The sequence below is a fragment of the Streptomyces sp. NPDC006393 genome, from assembly GCF_040628575.1.
Classification (GTDB): domain Bacteria; phylum Actinomycetota; class Actinomycetes; order Streptomycetales; family Streptomycetaceae; genus Streptomyces.
Genome location: NZ_JBEXZD010000038.1, coordinates 20,771 through 34,883, shown reverse-complemented (window position 1 = coordinate 34,883; position 14,113 = coordinate 20,771). Strand labels below are relative to the sequence as shown.

The following is a 14,113-nucleotide window of genomic DNA, read 5'->3' as shown; positions in this document are numbered from 1 at the left end:
CTCGCCCGAGACAGTTCGGGCGCACTGTGGCTGTACAAGGGGACGGGCAATGCGTCCGCTCCCTATGCCGTCCGGGCCAAGATCGGTGGGGGCTGGAACGTCTACACCGCGCTGAGCTGAGCACGGGCTGGGCGACCCGAATCGGGGGCGACCTTACCGAGGGGAGGGGCGGTACTCGCGTACCGCCCCTTCGGCAGCGTCCCCAGGTTGTCCCCAGGACTATTCGGCGGGGCTGGCAGTGACGGCCGTTGCGCAGTGGCCACGGCGGGGGCGCTGATTCGGCTGGGATGCCGCGGGGGAAGCTGGAAGCAACGGCCCCGGACCCAGGTCTGATCCAGGGGCTCTTCAGTTGTGCCCCCGGCAGGATTCGAAGCTGCGACACACGCTTCAGGAGTTCGCTCTGGGGCTCGACCTGGTCCTGTCTCCTGTCACCGTGCCGACCGGCCAGGGGTGCTCGTGTACGCCACCGTCCGACGTCGTCGATGTCAGTCGTGGATGTCAGGGGCGTGGATGTCGGGGGCGTGGATGTCAGGGGAAGGGCCACCGAGGGCTGTCGGCACTGTCTGCCACTGCCCAGGGCCATGATGAGTACACAGCACCCTACAGAGCGGTCGACGGGAACGTTCGGTGTGATCGCCTCGTCGACTCACCGGGAGGGAGCGCAGGTGAAGACACGGCAGAGGGGCCGAGACGTCCCCGGGCCTGATACGCCTTGGGATGAGGTTGTTCCCTGTCTCTGGGTGGGAGGCCATTTCTGGGCAGGTCCCACCGGAGAGATACAGCCGGCCATTGCGGTCCGGGAGTTCGATCTGGTGATCAGTCTCTTTGCTCGCGATGGGCACGGACCGGACCCCCAGATCGAGCACGTGGTCTCTGAAATCCCAGACGCCCCCCTCACGGCTGGGCAGATCCTCACGGTCCAGCAGCTTGCCCTCATGGCCGCACGGGCCGTGCGGGATGGGCGCTCCACATTGGTCCGCTGCCACTCCGGCTACAACCGCTCCAGCCTGGTGGTCGCTCAGACGCTCATCGAGCTGGGACACGACACCACCGCAGCGATTGCCCTTCTCCGGGAAAGGCGCTCCCCACTGGCCTTGAACAACCAGGTCTTCGAGCAGTACCTCACTTCGGGCCTTGACGTCGCCTGCCTCTTGACCAGCCTCGAAATGCCCTCCTGAGGCGGCCTGAGAGCCCTTTGACGGCCGAGAGACGGTCCGGCACTCTCTTGCTCACGCGGTCAGCTGACTTCCGGGTCGGCCAGCAGCACCACGCGGTCCGCTTGCACATCGAACCCGAGCACCGGATGCACTCCGCCCTCTCCCGACATCAGCACCGGCTTGCCCAGCCTTCGCCCGATCGCCGTGAAGAACCCGCACAGGATGTCCAGCCGCTTCTGCCCCTGCAGCTCCCGCAGGTCGACATCGAAGTCGATCACGCTGTCCGACAAGAACCGGAAGATCGCCAGAACCTCGGGGACAGGCCAGACACGCAGAAGCGGGCACTCGGCGTTCGCAGGGCGCGACAGCACCTTCTCGGCCGAAGGCAGCGGGATGACAGCTTCGCCCTCGAGATAGTCGTGCCTCCAGCCGCTGTCTTCGACCAGGTCGAGAACCGCCTGCCAGTCCTCAACCGAGGCGTCGCCGACCCACACCTCAGGCAGCGTCCCCATCAAGTCCGGGTCGAAGAAGCTCCTGACCTCATCCCACAACAGATCCGGCACCCGGCCATGCTGCACACCGACCGGAGCCGACGCAGCCCATTTTCCTGGGCGAGGGCATAGACGCACCCTCGGTGTTCCGGAGCCCGGAGAGCGCACGTAGCGCACGGCCCCATCGCCCTGACGGCCCACAGGCGGCCCCAGAGTGCGAAGATGCCCCCTCCCGGCGGAGAAACCGCAGGTAGGGGGCATCTTCGTGGGCGCTTACTTCTTCTTGCCCTGGTTCTTGACCGCCTCGATGGCCGCTGCGGCTGCCTCCGGGTCGAGGTAGGTGCCGCCGGGGTTGAGGGGGCGGAAGTCGGCGTCGAGCTCGTAGGAGAGCGGGATGCCGGTGGGGATGTTCAGGCCGGCGATGTCGGCGTCCGAGATCTGGTCGAGGTGCTTGACCAGGGCGCGGAGGCTGTTGCCGTGGGCCGCGACCAGAACCGTGCGGCCGGTGAGGAGGTCGGGGACGATGGCGTCGAACCAGTACGGGAGCATACGGGCGACGACGTCCTTCAGGCACTCCGTCTGCGGGCGCAGCTCCGGCGGGAGGGTCGCGTAGCGCGGGTCGGAGAACTGGGAGTACTCGGCGTCGCGGGCCAGCGGGGGCGGCGGGACGTCGTAGGAGCGGCGCCAGAGCATGAACTGCTCCTCGCCGAACTCCTCCAGGGTCTGCGCCTTGTTCTTGCCCTGAAGGGCGCCGTAGTGGCGCTCGTTCAGGCGCCAGGAGCGGTGGACCGGGATCCAGTGGCGGTCGGCGGCCTCCAGGGCGAGCTGGGCCGTGCGGATCGCGCGCTTCTGGACGGACGTGTGGACCACGTCCGGGAGCAGGCCGGCGTCCTTCAGCAGCTCACCGCCGCGGACCGCCTCCTTCTCGCCCTTGTCGTTGAGGTTGACGTCCACCCAGCCGGTGAACAGGTTCTTCGCGTTCCACTCGCTCTCGCCGTGGCGGAGGAGGATCAGCTTGTACGGTGCGTCGGCCATGTCTCCGAGCCTAATCCACGCATTCGGCGCCCTGCTCCGGTGCCCGGCAGGCGGACAGGGACCGGTCCGTCAGGCTGTCCGGCGCCTCGTCAGTTGACTGGTTCTGTTAATCGAGTGGCCTTCCGGCAAGTCGTCCTCGTAAGTTGTGCTCACCGCTTGAGCCGCTTACATCCGGGGGGTCCTCCATGTCGTCCGCCGCGCGTTTCAGACGTGCCGCCCGCGAGACCGTCTCCGGGCTCCCCCGCGAGTTCTGGTGGCTGTGGACCAGCACGCTGGTCAACCGGCTCGGCGCCTTCGTCGCCACGTTCATGGCGCTGTACCTGACGCTCGACCGCGGTTACTCCGCTTCCTACGCCGGTCTCGTCGCCTCCCTGCACGGGCTCGGCGGAGTCGTCTCCTCGCTCGCCGGCGGCGTGATGGCCGACCGGCTCGGGCGGCGGCCCACCCTGCTCGTCGCCCAGTCCTCCACCGCGCTCTCCGTCGCGCTGCTCGGGTTCGTGCGCGACCCGGTCGCGATCGCCGCCGTCGCCTTCCTCGTCGGGATGGCGTCCAACGCCTCGCGCCCCGCCGTGCAGGCGATGATGGCCGACATCGTGCGGCCCGAGGACCGGGTGCGGGCGTTCTCGCTGAACTACTGGGCGATCAACCTCGGTTTCGCCGTCTCCTCCATGGCGGCCGGCTTCATCGCCGAGTTCAGCTACCTCGCCGGCTTCCTGATCGAGGCGGGGATGACGGCCGTCTGCGCCGTCGTCGTCTTCCTCAGGCTGCCCGAGTCCCGGCCCTCCGGCCCCGCCGCACGCGAGGCCAAGCAGGACGTCGGCCTGGGGGCCGTGCTGCGTGACCGGCGGTTCATGGGCGTCGTCGGCCTCTCCTTCCTCGTCGCGCTCGTCTTCCAGCAGGGGTCGGTCGGCCTGCCCGTCGCCATGGGCCGCGCCGGGTTCACGCCCGCCGACTACGGCATGGCGATCGCGGTCAACGGCATCCTGATCGTCGCCCTCCAGATCCCGGTCACCCGGCTCATCGAGCGCCGGGACCCCAAGCGGCTGCTGGTCGTCTCGTCGCTGCTGGCCGGGTACGGGTTCGGGCTCACCGTCTTCGCCGGGTCGGTCGGCGTCTTCGCGCTCACCGTCTGCGTCTGGACCCTCGGCGAGATGATCAACGCGCCGACCCAGACCGGGCTCGTCGTCCGGCTGTCCCCGGTGCACGGGCGCGGCCGCTACCAGGGCGTGTACACCCTGTCCTGGTCCGTCGCCGCCCTCGTCGCCCCGCTGATGTCCGGCACGGTCATCGACCACCTCGGCGCGGGATGGCTCTGGGGGTCCTGCGCGGCCGTCGGCACGGCGGCCGGGATCGGCTACGGGGCCCTGATGCGGCGCCTGCCCGCCCAGGAGGACACGGCGGCGGAGACGGACGCGGCCGAGGAGACGGCCGGGAAGGCGGCCGGCACCGCCGAGCCCGAGGTCAGCGCGGCCTGAGCCGCCACGGCGGGGCCGAAGGAAACCCGCCGGAGGAAACCCAGGGGGCCTACGGGTGCATCCGCGCTCCCTTCAGCACCTTGTCCACCGCGTTCCTCGGGCCGTGCACCGCCAGTCCCACCAGGTCCAGATCGGCGGTCGCCACCGCCCGCACGGCCGCGCGGTTGTCGCGGTCGTTGCCCGTGCCGAAGAGGTCGGACGTGAACACGGCACGTGGGAGGGCTCGGGACAGGGCCCTGCCGTGCGCCGCCGTCAGCGTCTCCTTCGTGCCCTCGAAGACCAGGACCGGCTGGCGGAACATCGGCAGGTAGGACACCTCGTCGGCGTCCTCGTACGGCTCGCCGATCACCTCCGGGACGGCGGTGCCGAGGCCGCTGACCAGGAAGGCGGTGACGTTCAGACGCTGCCAGGGCTCCAGGTCCTCGCGGAGCAGTACGGCGATCTTGGTGTCGAAGCGGACGGGTCCGGCGGTCGGTTCGGTGTTCATGGGACGAGACTGCCCGGCGGCCGGGCACCGGGTCTTGTACGTTCTTTGCGTGGCCGCCTTCCCGCCCGAAGTCTCCGCCTGGCGCCCGCGCGTCCCGGGTGTCGTGGAGGTCTTCCACGCCCACTTCACCGAGTACGCCTACCCCATGCACGTCCACGACGCCTGGACGCTGCTGATCGTGGACGACGGGGCCGTACGGTACGACCTCGACCGGCACGAGCACGGCACGCCGCACGACACCGTCTCGCTGCTTCCGCCGCACGTGCCGCACAACGGCTCGCCGGCCACCCCGGACGGCTTCCGCAAGCGGGTGGTGTACCTCGACAGCAGCCACTTGGGCGAGGAGCTGATCGGGGCGGCCGTGGACGGGCCGGACCTGCGCGATCCGGTGCTGCGGCGGCGTGTCGGCCAACTGCACGCCGTGCTCGGCCGCCCGGGCGACGAGCTGGAGGCGGAGAGCCGGCTGACGCTCGTCGGGGAGCGGCTGCGCGGTCATCTGCGGCGCCGGTCCGAGGCGGCACCCCGGCGCCGCGACCCTGTGCTGGCCCGGCGGCTGCGGGAGCTGCTCGACGCACGTGTGGTGGCCGGTGCCTCGCTGGAGGAGGCCGCGCGGCTGCTGCACGCCCATCCCGCCCATCTGGTACGGGCGTTCAGCGGCGCGTACGGCATCGCCCCGCACCAGTACCTGATGTCCCGCCGGGTCGGCCGGGCCCGGCGGCTGCTGCTGGACGGGCTGCCGCCGGGCGAGGTCGCGCCGGTGGCCGGGTTCTACGACCAGGCGCACCTCACCCGGCACTTCAAGCGGCTGGTGGGGGTCACGCCGGGGCGTTACCGGCGCACTTCCAGGGACTGAGCGGATCGGACCGCCGCCGGCCGTACGTCACTCAGCGTACGTCTGCCGGCCGGACGTCACTCAGCCGCACGTCAGTCAGCCGGGCGCTGCGTCAGATGCGTGAACGCCTCGAGGTTCCGGGTGGATTCGCCGCGCGACACGCGCCAGGCGTACTCCCGGCGGATCGCGGAGGCGAAGCCCAGCTCCAGCAGGGTGTTGAAGGCGCCGTCGGCCGCCTCGAGGACCTGGCCGAGGAGCCGGTCGACCTCCTCGGCGGTGACGGAGGCCAGCGGCAGGCGGGCGGTGACGTAGACGTCGCCGAGCCGGTCGACGGCGTAGGCGACGCCGTACATCCTGAGGTTGCGCTCCAGCAGCCAGCGATGGACGCCCGCCTCGTTCTCGTCGGGGTGGCGGATGACGAAGGCGTTCAGCGACAGTGAGTGACGGCCCACCAGGAACGAGACCGTCGTGGAGAGCTTGCGGGTGCCGGGGAGCCTGACCACGTAGTTCCCGGGCTCGGGACTCTCCCACTCCAGCTCGGCGTCCTTGAAGGCGGCCTCGAGGGTCTGCCCGGCCTTTTCCACGTCACCCATGCTGGGAGCGTACGCGACGGCGATGCGCCTGCAACGCGGCCGAGTACACCTCGGCCGTGGCCGCCGCCGAGGCGTCCCAGCCGAAGGACCGCGCGTGCCGGGCGGCGGCGGCGCCCATCCGCTCCGGGCGCCCCGGGTCGTCGGCGAAGCCGCGCAGGACCCGCGCGTAGGCGGCCGGGTCGTGGCCCTCGACGAGGAATCCGGTCTCGCCGTCCCGCACGGCCACCGGCAGGCCGCCGACCGCCGCCGCCAGCACCGGTGTCCCGGCCGCCTGGGCCTCGATCGCGACCAGGCCGAACGACTCGCTGTAGGAGGGCATGACCAGCACGGACGCGGCCCGGAACCAGTCGGCGAGCTGGTCCTGCCCGACGGGCGGGCGGAACCGTACGACGTCGGCGATGCCGAGCCGGGCCGCGAGCTTCTGCAGGCCCTCCGGCTTGGCCAGGCCGCTGCCGCTGGGGCCGCCCACGACGGGGACGACGATCCGCGAGCGCAGCTCGGGCCGTTCGTCGAGGAGGATGCCCACGGCCCGCAGCAGCACGTCGGGGGCCTTGAGCGGCTGGATACGGCCGGCGAAGAGCGGGATCAGGGCGTCCGGCGGCAGGCCGAGGCGCTCGCGGGCGGCGGCACGGGCGGTCCGGGCGTCCTCCGGGCAGAGGACGCCGGTGCCCGTGGGGAAGGGGCGGAAGCGGGAGAGGTTCACGCCGGGGTGCACCACGGCGACCTTGGCCGGGTCGGCGGCGTAGTGCCGTACCAGCTCCTCGGCCTCCTCGTCGGTGTTGGCGATCAGCCGGTCGGCGGCGGCGACGATCTGGGTCTCGCCGATGACGCGGGCGGCCGGCTCGGGCGTGTCGCCGTCGGCCAGGTTGGCGTTCTTGACCTTGGCCATGGTGTGCATGGCGTGCACCAGGGGCACGCCCCAGCGCTGCGCGGCGAGCCAGCCGACATGCCCGGAGAGCCAGTAGTGCGAGTGCACCAGGTCGTAGTGGCCGGGGCGGTGGCCCGCCCAGGCCTGCATCACGCCGTGGGTGAAGGCGCACAGCTGGGCCGGCAGGTCCTCCTTGGCCAGGCCCTCGTAGGGGCCGGCGTCGACGTGCCGGACGAGGACGCCGGGGGCGAGCTGGACGGCGGGCGGGAGGCCGCCCTCGGTCGCCCGGGTGAAGACCTCCACCTCGATGCCGAGCGCGGCCAGGCGCTGGGCGAGCTCCACGATGTAGACGTTCATGCCGCCGGCGTCGCCCGTGCCGGGCTGGTGCAGCGGGGAGGTGTGCACGGAGAGCATGGCGACGCGCCGGGGCCGGCGGTGCAGCCGCAGCCGGGCGGGCGCCGCCGGGGAGCGCCGCCCGAGCCTGCTGACGTACTGGCTCACGTGGCGTTCCTCCTTGCTGCGGCCCTGCCGGACGAGGGCGCGGCGCACCCCTCAAGCGCCAACACGCCAGGTCGCGGGTCCATTTCCACCGCCGGACCCTTTACCCAATCATTACCCGATCTCGCTCAACCGTTCGATGCTGAGGCGCGTGCCGCGCTCGCCCGGTTCCGCCGGCCCGGCAGGGATCGTGGTCTGCGTCACCTGGTGTACGGATCGCGCGCATCGCACACCGAGTGCCCCCATACCCTCGTATCCATGACATCCCGCGCCGCGACCCTGCCCCGCTCTCGGCTCGGCCCGAGCGGGGGGACCCCCGCGGTGGGAACGGTGACGCGCGGGACGACCAACCCCAACCGGCTGCGCCGCATGGACCGCTGGATCGCGGCCGTGCACGGCGCCGAGCTGCGCCGCGCCGCCGATCCGGTGGCCGTCGACCTCGGCTACGGCGCCGCCCCGTGGACGGCGGTCGAGTTGCTGCACCGGCTGCGCACCGTCGCTCCCCGCGCGCGCGTGGTGGGCATCGAGATCGAGCCGGCCCGGGTGGCGGCGGCCCGGCCCTACGAGCGCGACGGCCTCGCCTTCCGGCACGGCGGCTTCGAGGTGCCCGTCCCCCGGCGCCCGCAGCTCATCCGCGCGGCGAACGTGCTGCGGCAGTACGACGAGGGCGAGGTCGCCGCCGTCTGGGAGCGGCTGTGCGCGCGGCTCGCCCCGGCCGACGGGCACTCGCGCGGGGGTCTGCTCGTCGAGGGCACCTGCGACGAGATCGGCCGGCGGCACGTGTGGGTCGCGCTCGGTCCGGAGGGCCCCCGCACGGTCACCTTCGCCACCCGTCTCGGCTCCCTGCACCGCCCCTCGGACCTCGCCGAACGCCTCCCCAAGGCGCTCATCCACCGCAACGTCCCCGGCGAGCCGGTGCACGCGTTCCTGCGCGACTTCGACCGCGCCTGGGCGGCCGCCGCGCCCTACGCCTCCTACGGCGCCCGTCAGCGCTGGATGCGGGCGGTGCGCGACCTCGCGGAGGACTGGCCGGTGACGGACGGGCCGGGGCGGTGGCGTCAGGGTGAAGTGACGGTGACCTGGCAGGCGTTGGCACCACGCGGCTGACCTGCGGGGAACGATCTTCGTGAGTCGTTCGTCACACAGGCGGGAAGGGTGCCGGTCGCGGGGCAGGATGAGGGGGTTGAGCACACCCGTCCGCTGTCGCCCCGCCTCTGTCGCTTCGGGCGGATGCATGGCACGATCCCCCGGACAGCGTAAGTTACTGACGGTTAATCAGATGGGGGCTGAGGTATGGGACGGGGCAGGCGAAGTGCGCTCGCGGCGGCCGTGACCGTGGTCTGCGCGGTCACCGTGCTGGGAGCGCCGGGCACGGCGTTCGCGAGCGCGCAGCAGCCCACCCCTCGTCCCACGGCCACCGCCTCGGCGCCGCCCTCCGCGTCCTCTCCGTCGTCCGCCTCGGACGACCCCGCCTCTCCCCCGGACGCCCTCGACAAGGAGCTGGAGGCCGTCCGCACCAAGCTGGACACCCTCTACCACGACGCGGCCGTCGCCACGGAGGCCTACAACGCCGCCGAGGAGAAGAGCAAGAAGCAGTCCGCCGAGATCGTCGACCTGGCCCGGAAGATCGTCGCCGGGCAGAAGAAGCTGGACCGGCTGAAGGACCGCGCCGGCGCCGCGGCCCGCGCCCAGTACCGCACGGGCGGACTGCCGCCGCAGGCCCAGCTGCTGCTCAGCGACGACCCGCAGAGCTTCCTCGACGGCGCCGGCCGGGTGCTGGAGGGCGAGCACGCGACCAACGGCCTGATCCAGGAAATGACCCGCACCCAGCAGGACTTGGAGCAGTACGCCGACGCCGCCGACGACCGCTGGGAGCAGTTGGAGGCGGGCCGCAAGGAGAAGGCCAGGGCGAAGAAGCGGATCCAGCAGCGGATCAAGGAGGCGGAGAAGCTCCAGACCAAGCTGGAGAAGCGGCAGCGCGAGCGCCTGGCGCAGCTGGAGAAGCAGGCCGCCCGGCGGGCGCAGACCGCCTGGCTGGACACCGGGGTCCTCAAAAAGATCCGCGGCAAGGCCTCCGCGGCGGGGCGCGACGCGGTGAAGTTCGCAACGGCCCAGATCGGCAAGCCGTACGAGTGGGGCGCCGAGGGACCGAAGACGTTCGACTGCTCCGGGCTGACCTCGCGGGCGTGGGCGGCCGCCGGCCGGCCCGTCCCGCGCACCTCGCAGGAGCAGTGGAAGCGGCTCAGGCACGTGGACATCAAGGACATGCGCCCGGGTGACCTGATCATCTACTTCGACGACGCCAGCCATGTCGCGATGTACGTCGGGGACGGCATGATCATCCACGCCCCGCGGCCGGGGCGGACGGTGACTCTCGCGGGAGCCGGTGAGATGCCGATCCTCGGGGTCGTACGGCCGGACGAGGGCTGAGGTTTCCCGGCGTCGGGCACCCCGGTGACCTGCGCCATGTGACCCACCCCACCCGGTTTCGAGATCAAACCCACAGTGGACGTGAGCTTCGTCATTCCCGCTGCGGGGGCGCCCTGTCCAACTCCGGTACGGATCGCGGCATATGACAGTGGCCGAAGCCGGAGCGACGCGCCTCACACCATTCCAATGCGGCGCCGACTACCGCTATGGTCCCCAGCGGTGGGGCGGTTCCTCGTACCCACCACGCCCTCGGGGGGAGGGAAGGAATCCAGGACGATGCCCGTGCCCGTACCGCGGCAGCGAGCGATCCCGGCCGCGGAGAGTGGTCAGGCGCAGACCGTGTTCCACGGCGGCGGCCCCTCCGCGGCACCGGCCCCGCACCGGGAAGCCACGAAGCCGAAGGAAACGACGGTCGAGAAGGACAACCGCCACAGCGGCCACACCAGCACCCAGAGCACGCACCTCACCCACAGCACCAATCTCACCCTGCTGCTGATCGAGGACGATCCCGGCGGCCGGCCGTTCGTGCCCGAGCTGCTCGACTCGGCCGGCAAGCCGATCCGTGTCCGCACCGCCCGCAACCTCACCGAGGCCGAGCGGCTGCTCACGGACGACGTCCACTGCATCCTGCTGGACCTCGCGCTGCCGGCCCCCGGCCGGTCCGGCGGGTCCGGTGGGTCCGGTGGGTCCGGCGGGTCAGGCTCCGGTGACGACGACGAGCTGGCCGTGCTCAAGCACGTCCTGGAGCTCGCGCCCCGGCACGCCGTGCTGGCGCTCACCGCGTCCGGCGACGCCGAGCGCGGCGCCCAGGCGGTCCGGGTCGGCGCCCAGGACTACCTGTTCCGTGACGAGCTGGACGGGCGCCTGCTGAGCCGGGCGATCCGCTACGCGGTGGAGCGCAAGCGCTCCGACACCGCCGAGCGCCGGCTCGCCGAGGGCAGGCTGCGCGCGCAGGAGAACCGCCGCCTGGAGCGCGGTCTGCTGCCCACGCCCCTGTTGGACGGGTCCATGCTGCACTTCGCGGCCCGCTACCGGCCGGGCCGTTCGCGCGCGCTGCTCGGCGGCGACTTCTACGACGCCGTGCGCACCCCGGACGGCACCGTGCACGCCATGATCGGCGACGTCTGCGGGCACGGTCCCGACGAGGCGGCGCTCGGCGTGGAGCTGCGCATCGCCTGGCGGGCACTGACCCTGGCGGGTCTGTGCGGCGACGAGCTGCTGAACACCCTCCAGCAGGTGCTGGAGCACGAGCGCGCCGACGACGAGATCTTCGCGACGCTGTGCACGGTGGACATCGCGCCCGACGGCCGCCGCGCGGGCCTGTGCCTGGCCGGTCATCCGTCCCCGCTGGTCATCACCCCGGGCCGGCCGGCCCGGCTGCTGCCGTACGACAACAACGGCCCCGCCCTCGGCCTGCTGCCCGGTGCCCGCTGGCCCCGGACGCAGGTGGAGCTGGGCGCCGAGTGGAGTCTGATGCTCTACACCGACGGCCTGATCGAGGGCCGGATCGGCACGGAGGGCGAGCGGCTGGGCCAGGACGGCATGCTGGAGATGGTCAGCCGCCGGTTCGCCCAGGGCATGCGCCGCGAGGAACTGCTGAGGGCGGCGGTGAACGAGGCCCGCGAGCTCAACGGCGGCGAGCTCACGGACGACGTGGCACTGGTCCTGCTGGACCGCGAGCCGTAGGGCCTGCCGCGGAAGCCCCCGGGCGTCCGCGGCCAGGGGGCCGTGAACGGCGTGAACGGCGTGAACGGCGGTCGGCTCACCGGCCGCCGTTGTACGGCCCGTAGGGGCCGTCGCTGCTGCTGCCGCGGCGCCCGCCCCAGCCTCTGCCGCCGGAGACCTGCTTGAGCGCGGGCCGTACGTCCACGATGTAGACGATGCTCGCGATCGCGCCGATGACCGGCAGGAACATGAAGATCGAGAACAGGTAGCTCACGACGAGCGCCAGGCCCAGGATGATCAGCCAGAACACCTTGTTCTGCTTGTCGGCCGCGCGGAACGCGTCCTCCCGCCTGATGGCCGCGTCGACGAGCCCGAACGCGGCCAGGGCCATGAGGAGGATCTTCAGAATCCCCAGGAACCCCGCGAAGCCCAACATCAGCATGCTGTCCACCGCCCGTTCTCTCCGACTCCTACGCGGCCACCGTACCCGGAGAACGGGCCGGACACCCCAGGGGTGCCCGGCCCGTACGCCTGTCGCCCGGACGGGTGACGCGCGCCTCTGGACGCGTGCCTCCGCCCGGCCCTGGCCTACTTGGCGGGCGGCGTGGTCTTCCTGGCGGTGGTGGTCGTGGTCCGGCGCGGGGCCGGGGCCTTCTTCGCCGGGGCCTTCTTCGCGGCGGGCGCGGCCTTGGTCCCGGCGGCCCCGGCGGGCTTGTCCGCCTCGGGCTCGACGGCGACCGCGAGCTCCTCGACCTCCTCGGCGAGGTCCTCGATGCCCTCGGCGGCCTGACCGCGCCAGGTCTTCACGGCCTGCTCGCCGTGCTCGGCGACCTTCTCGTAGGTCTCGCGGGCCTTCACGGCGTACTCGGCGGCGACACCGACCCCGCGCAGGGCCAGGTCCTGCGCGGTCTCGCCGAGCTTCTTCAGGTCGGCGTCGAGGTTGGTGCCGAACTTCTTCAGGTCCGAGTCGAACGAGCTCCAGAACTCGGTGACCTTGGCCTGGACGGTCTCCTGGGTCTCCTTCACACGGGCGGCGGCCCGCTCCTGGACGGCCTTCGGGTCGGTGTTGCGCACGGCGTCGATGCGGGCCGGGGCCTCGGCACGCAGCTGGTCCACCAGGGCGGGCACCTTCTTGGCCTGCCGCAGGGCCAGGTCCGCGGTGCCCGCGGCGAAGTAGAGCGGCGTCGGGTCGCTGAGGGTCTTGCGCAGGTCGTCGGTGATGGCCATGGTGACTGATCCTCCCGGATCGCTTTCGGCTGAGGGTTTTGGTGTGCCGCGGTGGCCCGGCCTCTGGCCGGCCGTCGGGGCCGTGGGATCACCGGCCGTCGGGGCCGTAGGGATCAACCGGCCGCCTGCCGCGGATCGGCGTCGTCGCCGCCGGACGTGCGGGGTGGGTGCTCGGCGGGGGCGGGGCGGCCGCCGTCCGGCTCGGGGACGGTGGCCGGCCGTATGGTGCCGCCGCTGCCGTCGTCGGCCGCGCGGGTGTCCTCGTCACGGGCGGCGCCGCCTTCGGCGTCGTCCGTCCTGCCCGTCCCGAAGCCGTTCTCCTTGCGGAAGGACTCGTAGATCTGGAGCAGCACCTGCTTCTGCCGCTCGTTGAGCGAGGGGTCGGCGAGGATGACGGCCCGCGTCTCCACTTCGTCCCGGTCCCGCTCGGCGTCGAGGATGCCGGCGCGCACGTACAGCGTCTCGGCGGAGATCCGCAGGGCCTTGGCGACCTGTTGCAGCACCTCCGCGCTCGGCTTGCGCAGCCCGCGCTCGATCTGGCTCAGGTACGGATTGGACACCCCGGCGGCGTCGGCGAGCTGCCGCAGCGACAGCTGCGCGTTGCGCCGCTGCTCGCGCAGGTACTCACCGAGGTTGCCGACGTTGAGCGATGCCATGCGTCCACCTTGCACCACTACTGCTAACAATTGCAAGCACCCTGCTTGCAAGAGTGTACGGGGCGGGCGCCGGACCGGCCGGGAACCGGTCAGGATTCGAGAAGCGCGGGCCGCTCGGCCGCGCCTAACGTGACTGCTGTCGCCGATCCGGCGGCCCCGTCCACGACCGGCCCACAACCGGCCCACGACGGGCCCACGACGGGCCCACGACCACAGGAGTGACCATGACCAGCTCTCCCACCCAGGGCATCAAGACCGTGCTGCACCCGGTGTCCGACCTGGCGAAGGCCAAGGAGGTCTACGCCGCCCTGCTCGGCGTCCAGCCGCAGGCCGACGCGCCCTACTACGTCGGCTTCGAGGCCGCGGGCCAGCACATCGGGCTGGTTCCGGGCGGCGGCCCGCAGGGCATGGCCTCGCCGGTGACCTACTGGCACGTGCCCGACATCGAGGCCAAGCTGGCCGAGGTGATCGCCGCGGGCGCCACCGTGAAGGAGCCCGTGCACGACGTCGGCGGCGGCCGCCTGGTGGCGACCTTCACCGACCCCGACGGCAACGTCCTCGGGCTGCTCCAGGACCGGTGAGCGCAGCCGCCGGCCGAGAAGCGCCGACCGGAAAAGGAGGGCGGACGTCCCGCTCGCGTCTGGTTGGATCGAGCGGGCGGGACCGGCACAGACCGTGCAGAGCGTGAAGGGCGGATGG

The 14,113-nt window shown here is 72.0% G+C and carries 15 protein-coding genes; 7 read left to right on the top strand and 8 right to left on the bottom strand.

Going from position 1 to position 14,113, the window contains the following annotated elements:
* The first annotated feature begins 812 nt into the window (after positions 1-812).
* On the top strand, positions 813-1,178 hold the full coding sequence (locus ABZ484_RS18105; RefSeq protein WP_358866876.1) for a protein phosphatase: 366 nt from the start codon (positions 813-815) through the stop codon (positions 1,176-1,178).
* 59 nt (positions 1,179-1,237) lie between these two features.
* Here ABZ484_RS18105 and ABZ484_RS18100 read toward each other — a convergent pair whose 3' ends face one another.
* Together ABZ484_RS18100 and ABZ484_RS18095 are read right to left on the bottom strand one after the other, a co-directional pair.
* Entirely contained in the window at positions 1,238-1,720 is a 483-nt protein-coding gene (locus ABZ484_RS18100; RefSeq protein ID WP_358866875.1) for a hypothetical protein, read from the bottom strand.
* Positions 1,721-1,921: 201 nt separating this feature from the next.
* Entirely contained in the window at positions 1,922-2,683 is a 762-nt protein-coding gene (locus tag ABZ484_RS18095; protein ID WP_358866874.1) for a phosphoglyceromutase, read from the bottom strand.
* A 185-nt stretch (positions 2,684-2,868) separates the two neighbouring features.
* On the opposite strand from ABZ484_RS18095, the gene ABZ484_RS18090 reads away from it, so the two are divergent.
* On the top strand, positions 2,869-4,158 hold the full coding sequence (locus tag ABZ484_RS18090) for an MFS transporter (RefSeq protein WP_358866873.1): 1,290 nt from the start codon (positions 2,869-2,871) through the stop codon (positions 4,156-4,158).
* Between the two features lie 49 nt (positions 4,159-4,207).
* Here ABZ484_RS18090 and ABZ484_RS18085 read toward each other — a convergent pair whose 3' ends face one another.
* A complete protein-coding gene (locus tag ABZ484_RS18085) occupies positions 4,208-4,645 on the bottom strand; it encodes a DUF2000 domain-containing protein (RefSeq protein WP_358866872.1) in 438 nt (145 codons plus the stop codon).
* Here ABZ484_RS18085 and ABZ484_RS18080 point away from each other — a divergent pair.
* Complete coding sequence (locus ABZ484_RS18080; RefSeq protein ID WP_358866871.1) at positions 4,644-5,498, top strand: AraC family transcriptional regulator; 855 nt, start codon at positions 4,644-4,646, stop codon at positions 5,496-5,498. The two genes, ABZ484_RS18085 and ABZ484_RS18080, sit on opposite strands and share 2 nt — an antisense overlap.
* A 71-nt stretch (positions 5,499-5,569) precedes the next feature.
* Here the strand turns inward: ABZ484_RS18080 and ABZ484_RS18075 are convergent, their stop codons facing one another.
* Positions 5,570-6,070, bottom strand: a complete 501-nt coding sequence (locus ABZ484_RS18075) for a YbjN domain-containing protein (RefSeq protein ID WP_358866870.1) — start codon at positions 6,068-6,070, stop codon at positions 5,570-5,572.
* Entirely contained in the window at positions 6,063-7,439 is a 1,377-nt protein-coding gene (gene mshA, locus ABZ484_RS18070) for a D-inositol-3-phosphate glycosyltransferase (RefSeq protein WP_358866869.1), read from the bottom strand. Before mshA ends, ABZ484_RS18075 begins: the two co-directional genes overlap by 8 nt.
* 318 nt (positions 7,440-7,757) lie before the next feature.
* Here mshA and ABZ484_RS18065 point away from each other — a divergent pair, with 318 nt between their 5' ends.
* From ABZ484_RS18065 to ABZ484_RS18055, 3 genes are all read left to right on the top strand, one after another.
* Positions 7,758-8,543: a class I SAM-dependent methyltransferase gene (locus tag ABZ484_RS18065; protein WP_358866910.1), complete on the top strand. Its 786-nt coding sequence runs from the start codon at positions 7,758-7,760 to the stop codon at positions 8,541-8,543.
* A gap of 186 nt (positions 8,544-8,729) precedes the next feature.
* Positions 8,730-9,866, top strand: a complete 1,137-nt coding sequence (locus tag ABZ484_RS18060) for an NlpC/P60 family protein (RefSeq protein WP_358866868.1) — start codon at positions 8,730-8,732, stop codon at positions 9,864-9,866.
* 276 nt (positions 9,867-10,142) lie between these two features.
* Positions 10,143-11,552, top strand: a complete 1,410-nt coding sequence (locus ABZ484_RS18055) for a SpoIIE family protein phosphatase (RefSeq protein ID WP_358866867.1) — start codon at positions 10,143-10,145, stop codon at positions 11,550-11,552.
* Between the two features lie 76 nt (positions 11,553-11,628).
* Here the strand turns inward: ABZ484_RS18055 and ABZ484_RS18050 are convergent, their stop codons facing one another.
* The 3 genes from ABZ484_RS18050 to ABZ484_RS18040 all read right to left on the bottom strand — a co-directional run bounded on the left by ABZ484_RS18050 (position 11,629) and on the right by ABZ484_RS18040 (position 13,414).
* A complete protein-coding gene (locus ABZ484_RS18050; RefSeq protein ID WP_030164751.1) occupies positions 11,629-11,973 on the bottom strand; it encodes a DUF2516 family protein in 345 nt (114 codons plus the stop codon).
* Between the two features lie 146 nt (positions 11,974-12,119).
* Positions 12,120-12,758 (bottom strand): hypothetical protein, encoded by a 639-nt coding sequence (locus tag ABZ484_RS18045; protein WP_358866866.1) that lies wholly within the window; start codon positions 12,756-12,758, stop codon positions 12,120-12,122.
* Positions 12,759-12,871: 113 nt separating this feature from the next.
* Positions 12,872-13,414 (bottom strand): helix-turn-helix transcriptional regulator, encoded by a 543-nt coding sequence (locus ABZ484_RS18040; protein ID WP_358866865.1) that lies wholly within the window; start codon positions 13,412-13,414, stop codon positions 12,872-12,874.
* A 224-nt stretch (positions 13,415-13,638) separates the two neighbouring features.
* On the opposite strand from ABZ484_RS18040, the gene ABZ484_RS18035 reads away from it, so the two are divergent.
* Positions 13,639-13,995 (top strand): VOC family protein, encoded by a 357-nt coding sequence (locus tag ABZ484_RS18035; RefSeq protein WP_358866864.1) that lies wholly within the window; start codon positions 13,639-13,641, stop codon positions 13,993-13,995.
* The last annotated feature ends 118 nt before the right edge of the window (positions 13,996-14,113 follow it).

What these genes read in the sequence shown, in the direction of transcription:
- ABZ484_RS18075 (WP_358866870.1), bottom strand. Translation starts at nt 6,070, where the DNA reads ATGGGTGACGTGGAAAAGGCCGGGCAGACCCTCGAGGCCGCCTTCAAG.
- ABZ484_RS18045 (WP_358866866.1), bottom strand. Translation starts at nt 12,758, where the DNA reads ATGGCCATCACCGACGACCTGCGCAAGACCCTCAGCGACCCGACGCCG.
- ABZ484_RS18085 (WP_358866872.1), bottom strand. Translation starts at nt 4,645, where the DNA reads ATGAACACCGAACCGACCGCCGGACCCGTCCGCTTCGACACCAAGATC.
- ABZ484_RS18035 (WP_358866864.1), top strand. Translation starts at nt 13,639, where the DNA reads ATGACCAGCTCTCCCACCCAGGGCATCAAGACCGTGCTGCACCCGGTG.
- ABZ484_RS18040 (WP_358866865.1), bottom strand. Translation starts at nt 13,414, where the DNA reads ATGGCATCGCTCAACGTCGGCAACCTCGGTGAGTACCTGCGCGAGCAG.
- ABZ484_RS18090 (WP_358866873.1), top strand. Translation starts at nt 2,869, where the DNA reads ATGTCGTCCGCCGCGCGTTTCAGACGTGCCGCCCGCGAGACCGTCTCC.
- ABZ484_RS18055 (WP_358866867.1), top strand. Translation starts at nt 10,143, where the DNA reads ATGCCCGTGCCCGTACCGCGGCAGCGAGCGATCCCGGCCGCGGAGAGT.
- ABZ484_RS18050 (WP_030164751.1), bottom strand. Translation starts at nt 11,973, where the DNA reads ATGCTGATGTTGGGCTTCGCGGGGTTCCTGGGGATTCTGAAGATCCTC.
- ABZ484_RS18060 (WP_358866868.1), top strand. Translation starts at nt 8,730, where the DNA reads ATGGGACGGGGCAGGCGAAGTGCGCTCGCGGCGGCCGTGACCGTGGTC.
- ABZ484_RS18080 (WP_358866871.1), top strand. Translation starts at nt 4,644, where the DNA reads ATGGGACGAGACTGCCCGGCGGCCGGGCACCGGGTCTTGTACGTTCTT.
- ABZ484_RS18095 (WP_358866874.1), bottom strand. Translation starts at nt 2,683, where the DNA reads ATGGCCGACGCACCGTACAAGCTGATCCTCCTCCGCCACGGCGAGAGC.